The 12,603-nt window shown below is 66.1% G+C and carries 10 protein-coding genes; 8 read left to right on the top strand and 2 right to left on the bottom strand.

Going from position 1 to position 12,603, the window contains the following annotated elements; genetic code table 11:
- Positions 1-58 precede the first annotated feature (58 nt).
- Together pepT and D6B98_RS12520 are read left to right on the top strand one after the other, a co-directional pair.
- Complete coding sequence (gene pepT / locus D6B98_RS12525; protein WP_126257323.1) at positions 59-1,309, top strand: peptidase T; 1,251 nt, start codon at positions 59-61, stop codon at positions 1,307-1,309.
- A gap of 29 nt (positions 1,310-1,338) precedes the next feature.
- Positions 1,339-2,154: an alpha/beta fold hydrolase gene (locus D6B98_RS12520; protein WP_126257322.1), complete on the top strand. Its 816-nt coding sequence runs from the start codon at positions 1,339-1,341 to the stop codon at positions 2,152-2,154.
- Positions 2,155-2,170: 16 nt separating this feature from the next.
- On the opposite strand, the gene D6B98_RS12515 is transcribed toward D6B98_RS12520, so the two are convergent.
- On the bottom strand, positions 2,171-3,061 hold the full coding sequence (locus D6B98_RS12515; protein ID WP_126257321.1) for a hypothetical protein: 891 nt from the start codon (positions 3,059-3,061) through the stop codon (positions 2,171-2,173).
- Between the two features lie 464 nt (positions 3,062-3,525).
- Between D6B98_RS12515 and D6B98_RS12510 the strand changes: the two genes are divergently transcribed.
- The 6 genes from D6B98_RS12510 to D6B98_RS12485 all read left to right on the top strand — a co-directional run bounded on the left by D6B98_RS12510 (position 3,526) and on the right by D6B98_RS12485 (position 11,325).
- Complete coding sequence (locus tag D6B98_RS12510) at positions 3,526-3,888, top strand: hypothetical protein (protein ID WP_126257320.1); 363 nt, start codon at positions 3,526-3,528, stop codon at positions 3,886-3,888.
- Positions 3,889-3,943: 55 nt separating this feature from the next.
- Positions 3,944-5,221, top strand: a complete 1,278-nt coding sequence (gene ihpA / locus D6B98_RS12505; RefSeq protein ID WP_126257319.1) for a divalent metal ion exporter subunit IhpA — start codon at positions 3,944-3,946, stop codon at positions 5,219-5,221.
- A complete protein-coding gene (gene ihpB / locus D6B98_RS12500; protein ID WP_126257318.1) occupies positions 5,218-6,192 on the top strand; it encodes a divalent metal ion exporter adaptor subunit IhpB in 975 nt (324 codons plus the stop codon). Before ihpA ends, ihpB begins: the two co-directional genes overlap by 4 nt.
- Entirely contained in the window at positions 6,185-9,403 is a 3,219-nt protein-coding gene (locus tag D6B98_RS12495; protein WP_126257317.1) for an efflux RND transporter permease subunit, read from the top strand. The genes ihpB and D6B98_RS12495 overlap by 8 nt, the downstream gene beginning before the upstream one ends.
- A 2-nt stretch (positions 9,404-9,405) precedes the next feature.
- Entirely contained in the window at positions 9,406-10,371 is a 966-nt protein-coding gene (locus D6B98_RS12490; protein WP_126257316.1) for a cation diffusion facilitator family transporter, read from the top strand.
- A gap of 93 nt (positions 10,372-10,464) precedes the next feature.
- Entirely contained in the window at positions 10,465-11,325 is an 861-nt protein-coding gene (locus D6B98_RS12485) for a cobaltochelatase CobT-related protein (RefSeq protein ID WP_126257315.1), read from the top strand.
- A 256-nt stretch (positions 11,326-11,581) separates the two neighbouring features.
- Here D6B98_RS12485 and D6B98_RS12480 read toward each other — a convergent pair whose 3' ends face one another.
- Positions 11,582-12,439 carry a class I SAM-dependent methyltransferase gene (locus tag D6B98_RS12480; protein WP_126257314.1) on the bottom strand — a complete coding sequence of 286 codons (858 nt, stop codon included), beginning with the start codon at positions 12,437-12,439 and terminating at the stop codon, positions 11,582-11,584.
- Between the last annotated feature and the right edge of the window lie 164 nt (positions 12,440-12,603).

Here is a 12,603-nt window from a genome sequence, read left to right as displayed (position 1 = left end):
ACGCGGCCCGCTTTCTGGTATATCGCATCTCATCCCCTGACCCGGCGGTTGACCAGAAATGTCCTCTCTCACCTTTTCGCACACCGTGACCGAGCGCTTCCTGCGCTACGTCACCATCGACACCCAGTCCGATCCGGAATCCCCCCGCTCGCCCTCGACCGAGAAGCAGAAGGATCTCGGCCGCGTGCTCGCTGCCGAGCTGAAGGCCATGGGCGTCGCGGACGCCCATCTCGACGATTACGGCTACGTCTACGGCACGATCCCGGCCAACACCGACAAGAAGGTGCCGGTGATCTGCTTCTGCTCGCACATGGACACCTCGCCCGACGTCACCGGCAAGGACGTCAAGCCGCAGATCTGGAAGAACTATCGCGGCGGCGATATCGCCCTGCCGGGCGACCCCAGCCAGGTGATCCGCTTCAATGAGCATCCGGCGCTGAAGAACCAGATCGGCAACGACATCATCACCACTGACGGCACGACGCTGTTGGGTGCCGACAACAAGGCCGGCGTCGCGGAGATCATGGATGCCGCGCATTTCTTCATCAACAATCCTGACGTGAAGCACGGCACCATCAAGATCCTGTTCACGCCGGACGAAGAGATCGGCCGCGGCGTCGACAATGTCGACCTGAAGAAGCTCGGCGCCGATTTCGGCTACACCATGGACGGCGAAAGCGCCGGCTGCGTCGAGGACGAGACCTTCTCGGCCGATGGCGCCACCATCACCATCAACGGCGTCAGCGCTCATCCCGGCTACGCCAAGGGCAAGATGGAGCACGCCATCAAGATCGCGGCTGCCATCGTCGAGCGGCTGCCTCGCGAAGGCTGCTCGCCGGAGACGACCTCGGGCAAGCAGGGTTTTCTGCATCCGATCGGCATCGAGGGCGCGCTGGAGCAGGCGACGCTGTCCTTCATCGTCCGCGACTTCAGCGAGGAAGGGCTGAAGGAGAAGGAGGATTTGCTCGAGAGCATCGTCAAGGACGTGATGAAGGACTATCCGCGCTCGACCTACAAATTCGAGGTGAAGGAGCAATACCGCAACATGAAGCAGGTGATCGACCGTCACCCGCACGTGCTCGAATACGCCATCGAGGCGATCCGCCGCGCCGGGCTGCGCCCGATGCGCACCGCGATCCGCGGCGGCACCGACGGCTCGCGCCTTTCCTTCATGGGCCTGCCCTGCCCCAACATCTTTGCCGGCGAGCACGCCTTTCACTCCCGGCTCGAATGGGTCAGCCGGCAGGACATGGAAAAGGCGGTGCAGACCATCGTCCATCTCGCGATGATCTGGGAGGAGAAGGCCTGACGCGCGACGAGAATCGACTTCGCAATTCGATGCAATACATCCCATCCGGCCGTGCCAGCCTCGCAACGGAAGTCGCAGGCGACGGCGAGACCGTCGTCTTTCTTCATGCCAATGTGTGCGACCGGCGCATGTGGCGCGCCCAATTCGATCGCATGAGCGCCACCCACAAGGTGGTCGCTTATGACCGACGCGGGTTCGGCGAAACCCGCGCCGAGCCTGAAGACTTTTCCGCCCTCGCCGACCTCGTCGCGGTGCTGGAGGCGACCGCAGGCGGCCAGCCCGCAATCCTCGTCGGCTGCTCCCTCGGCGGGCGCATCGCGCTCGATGCCGCGGTCCGGCATCCCTCCCGCGTTCGCGCCCTCGTTCTGATCGCTCCGAATGTCGCAGGCGCACCCGATCCGGTCTATGGCCCCGACATCGAGGCGTTGATGAAGCAATCGAAGCAGGCCGAGGCCTCCGGCGACCTCGAACGGTTGAACGCGATGAAGGCGCGCCTGTGGCTGGATGGTCCGCTGGCTCTCGAAGGCCGCGTCACCGGTCCCGCCCGCGATCTGCTCCTCGACATGAACGGCATCGCACTCCGCTCCGCACCGTTCGGATCAGACGTCGATATTCAACCCTTCTACTACCGGCTTCATGAGATCGCGGTGCCTACCCTTGTCGTCTGGGGTGAACTCGACTTCCCCTATGTTCAGGATCGCTGTCGCCACGTCGTCGCGGCAGTCCCGGGCGCGCAGGGCCATGAAATGCCTGACGTAGCCCATCTCCCCAGCCTGGAGCGCCCGGCGGACGTCACAAGTCTCGTTACCGAGTTCGTCCGCCGGCACGCGGGCACAGGCAGGTAGAGGCACGCCTCGAAAACTACGGCACCGGCATCACGCGCGGATTGCGATGGAAACGATTTGAGCTCGCCATCCAGTTCGGCAACGGCTCTCCATCGCGATGCCGACCGCCGGCGACGGCTGCAGCCCAGGCCACCGCGGCGCCGATCAGGGTCGCGGCCGCGACCGAAAATGCCACGATGATCGAGTTGCGACGCGCGCGGTTGATCGCCGTCCTCGAATCCGCGATCAGCGCATCGACGCGCCGTTCGGCGTCGGGGGCCGCCAGCCCTGTGAGACCAGCAACCTGTTGCACCAGGTAGGCCCGGTCATCGGTGCTGACACCGCTGTGGCTGGACGACGTCATCAGAATGCGTCCCGCTTCAGCCCGCGCCTCCCTCAGATCGATGTTCGGCGCGCGGCGGGGTGCGCGAAACAGCTTGTCGAGCTCATAGCTCAACAGAGGCTCGGCCGCGGACGTATTGCTGGCTGAGCTCCGCATCGGCGAACGATCGAGCGCGGCAGCGCCGAGAAGCGCGAGCAGAGCCGCGCCAGCCAGCACCGCCAGGGCCCAGGAAGTCAGCCCGTGCAGGCCGTCCCGCCGCTCGCCATCATCCTCGATGGTTGCAAGCGCAGGCGCCGGTCGGGCCGTCCGGCCGGCGATGTAGCCGCCGAAGCCGAAGCTGACGATCGCCTGGATGATCAAATAGAGTCCGGAGAGCAGCGCCAGCGCTGCCGATGCATCGCGCCAAGTCGGCGAGGCCGAACTGACCCCCAAGCCGACCGCGACACCAAATCCGATCAGGATGAACGACATTGCGCTGGCGGCGAGAGCGCCTGCGAACACCGAGCTCCATTGGATTGTGCGGGGGGCTTCGCCTTCCAGGCCGCCTTCCATGATTTCTTCCCGCATGAGCGTTTCGACCGTCATTGCGGCCGCCTCAACGCAGGCCGAAGAACGACAGGATCGCCATGATGACGACGACCAAGCCGATCAGATAAATCAGTCCGTCCATTGTCCGTCCTCCTCAGTTTCTTCTGACGCCTAATCGCGACGTATGAGGAACGTTCCAAATTGCAGAGATCGGCGGGAACGAATGGGCGGGATGCGAATTGAGTGCTGGAGTCCCAAGGATGAAGATTGTGAGCACAAGGCCTCAGTCGGCTAGTTCCGGCTGGGGCCTTTCCGTGTCTGCGACCGCCGCACCGGCGCCGGTTCGCATGGCCACGATCGAGACATTGGCTTCGCGCCGGCGCCATATCGCCCGCCGATGAAACGCGATCGGCTCGCGTGCACCGCTGCGGCAATTGTTCCAGGGACGTAACAATGTTGCGGGTCGACACTGTTCCGGCCGCCATGCTAGGCCGGGCATCGACCGCAACCAGAGTGACGTCGTGCTCGCCACCCGCCAGCCCTCAGCAACCTGCCGTCCGTGCCATTGGCGCGGGCTGCTGTCCGTGCTGATCGCGGTGGTGTATCTGCTTGCGGGCGCCCTGCACGCCTCGCACGATATCGACGTGACCACGCCCGGCGGCGGCTCGGAAACTGCCGCGGTCCTGGACGAACCCTCGGGCCATAGCGACCACAAGGCCGTCGGCGGACATCATTGTCATGGCTGCTTCTCGCTGACGGTCACCCAGCCGGCGCCATCGGCCGCGTCGGTCGCGCCCGTGCCGGCAACACGCCCGCAACATGCCTCCCGGCTCGCCGGCATTGTCCCCGAAACTGACTCTCCGCCCCCCAAACGCATTGCCTGAACGGATTGGTCGGGCGTTCAGCGCCCATTAGGTTCATCCTTCACAGGTCGGTTTCATGTTTCGCAGGGGAATGGCCGCGCGCCTGGCGTGCGCGGCAGCGTGTCTGATTGCCGGAGTGGCGCTTGCACCGCCGTCGCAGGCCCAGACTTTGACGATGCGCAGTGCACTGTCGCGCGCGCTGGCCGCGAGCCCGCGGCTGACGGCGGCGGAGCGCGACGTCGGCATCGCCACGGGCCAGCGCATCCAGGCCGGCGCGCTGCTCAATCCGGAGCTGTCCTACGAGCAGGACGATTCACTCGGCTCCGGCAAATATCGCGGGACGCGATCGGCCGAGACCACGCTCCAGATCAGCCAGGCCTTCGAGCTGTTCGGCAAGCGCGACGCGCGGATCGCGGCCGGAGCGGCCGGTGTCGAAGTCGCGGCGATCCAGCGCAAGGCCGTCAGGCTCGAAGTGCTGTCGGAGACCGCGATCGCCTTCCTCAGCGTGCTCGGCGCGCAGCGCCGCATCCAGATCCTCGACGAGCAGATCGCCGCCATCGACCGCCTGACCCCGCTGCTGCGCCGCCGCGTCGAGGCCGGCGCCTCCTCGCCGGCCGAGACCGGCCGCGCCGAGGTCGCCTCCGCCCTGGTGAGGGCCGACCGCGAACGCTTCAAGGCGAGCCTGGCGAGCGCCCGGCGCGAGCTTGCGGTGCTGATGGGCGATCCCGCCGCGAAATTCGGCGAGGTCTCCGGCCGGCTCGACACCATGGGCAAGCCGCCGACGTTCCAATCCGTCGTCGCCGCCATCGACGCCAATCCGCAGCTGGTGCGCTGGACCGCGGTGTTTGCCCAGCGCAACGCCGAGCTGCTGCTGGCGCGGCTCAAGCCTTATCCTGATGTACGGATTGCCGCCGGCTGGCGTCACTATAGCGAGACCAATGACGACGCGGTGCGGCTGTCCCTCTCGGTTCCGATCCCCGTGTTCGACCGGAACCAGGGCAACATCCTGTCGGCGCAGGAAAGCCTTGCCAAGACCAAAGCCGAGCGCGAGGCCAACCGTAACACGCTGATCGTGATTGCCGGGCGCGCCTACGACTCGCTGCAGGGCTCGCTGCGCGAGCTCGCGGTGCTGCGCGAGACCGCCATTCCCAAGGCAGTCGAAGCGTCCGAGGCGATCTCGCAAGGCTACGGCCAGGGCCGCTTCACCCTGCTCGAGGTGCTCGATGCCCAGGCCAGCGTCGCCCAGGCCCGGCTGCGCGAGCAGGAGGCGCTGCAGAATTTCCACGCCGGCGTTGCGATCATCGAAGGCCTCGTCGGCAATCCCTTCACGCTGGCGCGGGAGAGCGCACGATGAAGACGTCCTCCACCATTGTCGTTGCCATCGTTGCCGCCGCGCTCGGCGCTTACGGCTATTCCCTGCTCGCCCCGGACAAGCTCGCACACACCGAGCATGCCGAGCATGCCGAAAAGAAGCCGAACGACCATGTCGAGCAGGACGAACACGGCGCCGACCGCATCCGCATCTCCGACGTCAAGCTGGCCGCCGCTGGCGTCACGCTGGCGGAGGCCGCGGGCGCGACGCTGACCGACACGCTCGCCTTCAACGGCATCCTGCGCGCGAACCAGGAAGCCGTGGTGCAGGTGACGCCGCGCTTTCCGGGCGTCGTCAAATCCATCCTGAAGCGCATCGGCGACAAGGTCGCCAAGGACGATCTGCTTGCCGCGATCGAGAGCAACCAGAGTCTCACCGTCTATGAGCTCAAGGCGCCGTTCGCCGGCACCATCATCGAGCGGCAGATCTCGCTCGGCGAATACGCCTCCGAGCAGAAGCCGGCCTTCGTCGTCGCCGACCTCTCCACCATCTGGGTCGATCTTTCGATCTACCGGCAGGATCTCCGGCGTGTCCACCTCAACGACGAGGTGCTGATCGATCCCGACGACGGCCGCGGCGAGATCAAGGGCACGATCTCCTATATGGCGCCGATCGGCTCGAGCGAGACCCAGACCGCATTGGCGCGCGTGGTGCTGCAAAACCCGGACGGGCGCCTGCGTCCCGGCCTGTTCGTCACGGCGCGGCTGATCCTCGCCGCACGCAACGTCGCGGTCGCCGTGCGCCGGAGCGCGATTCAGACGCTGGAGAGCCGGACCATCGTGTTCGTCCGCGAGGACGGCGACAAGATCGAGGCCCGCCCGGTCGAGCTTGGAGATTCCGATCCCCGCCACGTCGAGATCAAGGCGGGGCTTTCTGCCGGCGAGCATTACGTCGCCGAGAACAGTTTTGTCGTGAAGGCGGAGATGGGCAAGGGCGAGGCCGAGCATGATTGAGCGCCTCATCGCCGTCTCGCTTGCCCAGCGCTGGCTGGTCCTCCTGCTCGCGCTCGGCGCCATCGCTTTCGGGGCCTGGAACTTCCAGCGCCTGCCGATCGACGCCGTGCCTGACGTCACCAACGTCCAGGTCCAGATCAACACCCGCGCGCCCGGCTATTCCCCGCTCGAGACCGAGCAGCGCATCACCTTCCCGGTCGAGACCGCGATGGGAGGCCTGCCGAAACTCGACTACACCCGCTCGCTGTCGCGCTACGGCCTCAGCCAGGTGACGGTCGTCTTCAAGGACGGCACCGACATCTTCTTCGCCCGCCAGCTCGTCGGCGAACGCATCCAGCAGGTGAAGGACCAGCTGCCTGTTGGCGTCGAGGTCGCGATGGGCCCGGTCTCGACCGGGCTCGGCGAAATCTTCATGTACACAGTCGAGGCCAAGGCGGGCGCGAAGACGCAAGGCGGCCACGACTATTCGCTGACCGAATTGCGCACCGTGCAGGACTGGATCATCAAGCCGCAGCTTCGCAACGTGCCCGGCGTGATCGAGATCAACACCATCGGCGGCTTCGAACGGCAATTCCACGTACTGCCGGACCCCGGCAAGCTGATGGCCTACCGGCTCGGCTTCCGCGACGTGATGACGGCGCTCGCCGCCAACAACGCCAATGTCGGCGCCGGCTATATCGAGCGCAACGGCGAGCAATATCTGGTTCGTTCGCCGGGCCAGGTCGGCAACATCAGCGAGATCCAGGACATCGTGATCGGCTCGCGCGGCGGCAATCCCGTCAGGATCAGGGACGTCGCGACCGTCACCGAGGGCCGCGATCTGCGCACGGGAGCTGCGACGCGCGACGGCGAGGAAACCGTGCTCGGCACCGCCATGCTGCTGATCGGCGAGAACAGCCGCACGGTGGCGCGCCGCGTCGCGGCCCGGCTCGAGGACATCGCCAAATCGCTGCCCGAAGGCGTCGTGACGCGGACCGTCTACGATCGCACCGACCTCGTCGAAGCCACCATCCGCACCGTCAGGAACAACCTGCTGGAGGGCGCGGCGCTGGTGGTGGCGGTGCTGTTCCTGATCCTCGGCAACATCCGCGCGGCGCTCGTGGTGGCCTGCGTCATTCCGCTATCGATGGCGATGACGATCACCGGCATGGTCGAGACCAGGGTCAGCGCGAACCTGATGAGCCTGGGCGCGATCGATTTCGGCATCATCGTCGACGGTGCAGTGATCATCGTCGAGAATTGCCTGCGCATGCTGGCTGCGGCCCAGCGCGAGAAGGGGCGCCTGCTCACGCTCCCGGAGCGGCTGCGCGCGATCCTGCGCGGGTCGAGCGAAGTCATCAAGCCGAGCCTGTTCGGAACGCTGATCATCGCGGTGGTCTACCTGCCCGTGCTGACGCTGACCGGCGTCGAAGGCAAGATGTTCACGCCGATGGCGCTGACCGTGCTGATGGCGCTGGGCGCCGCCGTGCTGTTCTCGATCACGTTCGTGCCGGCGGCGGTGGCCATCTTCGTCACCGGCAAGGTGTCCGAGCACGAAAACCTGTTCATGCGGATGGCGAAGCGCGGCTATCTGCCCCTGCTCCGCTGGGCCATCGACAACCGCGCGGCCGTCGCCATCATGGCCGCGCTCATCGTGATCGCCAGCGGGATCGCTGCTTCGCGCATGGGCGGCGAGTTCATTCCGAGCCTGGACGAAGGCGACGTCGCGCTTGCCTCGATCCGGATTCCCGGCACCAGCCTGACGCAATCGCTGGATCTGCAGAAGGCGCTGGAAAAGCGCATCACGCAGATTCCGGAGGTGAAGGAGTTCTTCACCCGCATCGGCACCGCCGAGATCGCGACCGACCCGATGTCGCCGGCGCAGACCGACGGCTACATCATGCTCAAGCCACGCAGCGAATGGCCCGACCCGGACAAGCCGAAATCGGAGGTGATCGAGGCCATCGACCATGCCGCGGACGACATTCCCGGCAGCGCCTATGAACTGTCCCAGCCGATCCAGTTCCGGGTCAACGAGCTGATCTCCGGCGTGCGCAGCGATGTCGGCGTCAAGATTTTCGGCGATGACCTCGACATCCTGCAAGGTGCTGCAAGGCAGGTCGAGGCCGCGATCCGCGGCATCCGAGGCGCCAGCGACGTCAAGATCGAGCAGGTCGCGGGCCTGCCCATCCTCACCGTCCGGCTCGACCGCCAGGCGCTCGCCCGCTACGGCCTCAGCGTCGCTGAGGTGCAGGGCATCGTCGAGATCGCAGTCGGCGGCAAGTCCGCCGGCAAGCTGTTCGAGGGCGACCGCCGTTTCGACATCGTGGTCCGCTTGCCCGAGCATTTGCGCGGCAATCTCGAGGCGATCCGGGCGATCCCCATCCCGTTGCCGCCTGGCGAGGAGGCCGGCTCCGGCCCGGCCATTCGAACCGCCCTCGTCGCCTCTCCCCTCGCCCAGATGCGCTACGTGCCGCTGTCGTCGGTCGCAACCGTCGATGCGACGCCCGGGCCCAACCAGATCAGCCGCGAGAACGGCAAGAGACGGATCGTCGTCACCGCCAATGTCCGCGCGCGCGACCTCGGCTCCTTCGTAGCCGAGGCCGAGACAGCGGTGGCCGAGAAGGTCAAGCTGCCGCCGGGCTACTTCATCGGCTGGGGCGGCCAGTTCGAGCAGCTGGTCTCGGCGACCAAGCGGCTGACCATCGTGGTGCCGGTGGCGTTGCTGCTGGTGTTCCTGCTGCTGTTCATGAGCATGGGATCGGCGGCCGACGCGGCGCTGGTGTTCTCCGGCGTGCCGCTGGCGCTGACCGGCGGCGTTGCCGCGCTGCTGCTGCGCGACATTCCCTTGTCCATCAGCGCCAGTGTCGGCTTCATCGCGCTGTCGGGCGTCGCCGTGCTCAACGGCCTCGTCATCATCGCCTTCATCGAGCGGCTGCGCAGCGAGGGGCGCCCCATCGCGGAGGCCGTGCGCGAGGGCGCGCTGACGCGGCTGCGGCCGGTGCTGATGACGGCGCTCGTCGCCTCGCTCGGCTTCGTGCCGATGGCGCTCGCCACCGGCGCCGGCGCCGAGGTGCAGCGGCCGCTCGCGACCGTGGTGATCGGCGGCATCATCTCCTCGACCGTCCTGACCCTGCTGGTGCTGCCGGCGCTCTACGTGCTGTTCCGCCGTGACGGGGCGCGCGAAACGCCTACAATGACGCCTGATTTGGCGGCTTCCGGGGAGCGCTAGAATTGGGCCACGATCACCACGCTCATCACCACCAGGATCATGCCGGCCATTCGCATGATCATGGTCATGGTCATGGGCACGGCCATGTCCATGTCCCCGCGAATTTCGGCAAGGCGTTCGCGCTCGGCATTTCGCTCAACACCGCGCTGGTCGTCGCCGAGGCGATCTACGGCTACATCGGCAACTCTACCGCCCTGCTCGCCGACGCCGGCCATAACCTGTCCGACGTGCTCGGCCTCGTCATCGCCTGGGGCGCCTCGATCGCAGCGCGACGCGCGCCGAGCGGCCGCTTCACCTATGGCCTGCGCGCCTCCACCATCCTGGCGGCGCTGGCGAACGCCATCTTCTTGCTGGTCGCCACCGGCGCGATCGGTTGGGAAGCGATCCTGCGCCTGCGCGAACCGGAGCCGGTCGCGGGCGTCACCGTGATGGTGGTGGCGGGCATCGGCATCCTCATCAATGGCTTCACCGCCCTGCTGTTCGCGGGCGGACGCAAGGACGATATCAACATCGAAGGCGCCTATCTGCACATGGCGGCCGACGCCGCGGTCTCGTTCGGCGTCGTGGTCTCGGCGGCGCTGATCATCTGGACGGGCTGGCTCTGGCTTGACCCCGTCACCAGTCTCGCCATCTGCGCCACGATTCTCTGGAGCACCACCAGCCTCTTGCGTGGCTCGATCGACATGTCGATGGCAGCCGCACCCAAAGGCACCGACCTCGCCGCGATCAGGGCGTTTTTGCTCGCGCGTCCCGGCGTGTCGGCCATCCACGACCTGCACGTCTGGCCGATCTCGACGACCGAGACGGCGTTGACCTGCCATCTCGTCATGCCCGCCGGCGCGGACGACGCATTCCTGATGCAGACGGCGCAGCTCTTGAAGACATCCTTCCGCATCGGCCACACCACGCTCCAGGTCGAGACCCATCCCGACAACGGCTGCGCGCTGGCGCCTGATGATGTGGTGTGAGGAGACGGCAACGGCTGTGCCGGTTGCCGGTTGCACCGGCGCTGCTCAAAATGTGAGACTGCCCCTTTGCCCATCCCTGCCGTCGAAAAGCGCATGCCGTCGGAATATCGCGTCTATACGACCAAGTTTGACAAAGAGATCCGCGCCGGCGAGATCGACTCAGTCCTGGGTCCGCTATCTCCCAACGAGCAAGCGGCACTCGACGAGGCCAGGCGGGTGCTGGCAATGCGCCTGCTGCCTTGGAAAACAGACCTCGAAATTACTGCTTCCGAGACTGCGATCCGGATCAGATCGACTCTTGGAGACGCCGGACGGGCGGATGCCGTCGTCTCCATTCTCATCGACCATTCGGGCTCAATGCGGGGGCAAAAGATCCTGTACACGGCAGCCGCGATAGAAGTGGTCCACAGGTTTCTGGAATCGCTAGGGATTGCGCACGAGGTGCTCGGCTTCACAACCTCGCAATGGCGTGGCGGACGCTCGCGCAGGCGGTGGAAGTGGCGCTTTAGACCACCAGAAAACCCGGGCCGGTTGAATGATCTCCTTCACATCGTCTACCAAAGCCCGAATGACAAAGGCATCAGCGCGTGGCATCTCGGCCAGATGCTCCGCCCAGATTTGCTCAAGGAGAATATCGACGGTGAAGCAATCCTGTGGGCGGAATGCCGCTTGCGAGCCTTGCCGCACCGACGCAAGCATCTCATTGTCTTGTCAGATGGCGCGCCGGTCGATGACTCGACGCTTCAAGCCAATGGCAAGGACTACCTCTGGGATCACCTCCGCGACGTGATCGAACGGATCCAAGGAACTGGCGAGGTGCAACTCGCAGCCGTCTTGATCGGCCACGAAGCCCGCCCACACTACCCCGTGTTCGCTCAGATCGACGCCGCCAGCGATCTGGGCGGCGCCCTGCTGTCGCTCATCGAGCGTGTGCTCACTGCGAAGGCGACCTAGTGGCCCTGCTCCTCGGTCAACCGCTTCACGCCAGCAGCTGAAATCTCGAGGATCAAAGCGGGTGACGGCTCACCCTCCACGGCAGCGTGCTGTCGTCGATTCGACCAACTCATATCTGCGGCCGCAAGTGACCCAGTTCGTAGATTTTCGTCATTGCGAGCGCAGCGAAGCAATCCAGAATCCTTCCGCAGAAAGACTCTGGATTGCTTCGTCGCTTCGCTCCTCGCAATGACGGGCGTGGAGAGAGCGCCGAGCCTCACCCCACCTTCGCCGTCACGATCCAGATCGCACCCTGCAACGCCACGCTCTGCCCTTTCAGGAATGGCGTCAGCATCTCACGGATCGACGCCTTGGCGGCATCGTACGTCTCCGGCGGATGGCCCTGCAGCGCACGGCTGGCGGGGCCGATCTGCAGCGCGCCGTCGACGGCGGCATCGAGCCCGCCGCCGATCGCGACATCCATCGGCAGATTGTGCGGCTGCATCGCCACGTCCACGAAGCCTGCGCCTTTCAGGATGCGCATCACGCGCTCCTCCGAAGCGAAGGCGAACGGGCCCGGCTCCTCCGGCCCGACCGGCGGCATCTTCGGCACGTGCTTGTAGACCGCCATCAGCGGCGCCATCATCCACGGATTCTCCTTGGGCTCGCGCCAGCAGGCGAAGGCGAGCCGACCCGACGGCTTCAGCGCGCGTCGCAGATTGGTGAAGGACGCGATCGGATCGGCGAAGAACATCACGCCAAAGCGCGAGGCGAGCAGATCGAAGCTCGCCGGCTCGAACGGGTACACCGTCGCATCCGCCAGCACGAAATCGAGCGGCAGGCCCTTTGGCGCCAGTGCACGCGCCTGCGACAGCATCGGCTCAGAGACGTCGAGGCCGAGCGCAAACCCGTCGGGCGCGACAGCCTTGGCGAACGCGAACGTCGTCGCGCCGGAGCCGCAGCCGACGTCGAGGACGCGCTCACCCGGCTTCGGCCGGGCGCGGTCGATCAGCGCGTCGGCAATGGGTCCGAGCAGGTTCTCCTGGGCCGCGTGGCGATCGGCCCAGCGCTGCCCGCTCGGGCCGTTCCAATAGGCGATCTGGTCGGCATTCTGCTCGTGGCCAGGCTGTTGCATCGCATTCTCCTTCGGGCTGGGCCGCCCGCCCCGCCGAAAGAGGCTTATCCGCATGCAGTTCCCGGACGCAAGACCGATTCCGGCGAGCTATCTGCGGCAGCTACAGTCGCGAGCGGAAAGGTACGGGAGCGACGTGTGCGACCGGTCCAGAGTTGACACAATCG

The organism is Bradyrhizobium sp. LVM 105 (assembly GCF_003957705.1).
In the GTDB taxonomy this organism is placed as follows: Bacteria; Pseudomonadota; Alphaproteobacteria; order Rhizobiales; family Xanthobacteraceae; genus Bradyrhizobium; species Bradyrhizobium frederickii.
Note: the sequence above shows the minus strand (reverse complement) of the source record. Positions and strands in the feature narration are given on the sequence as shown.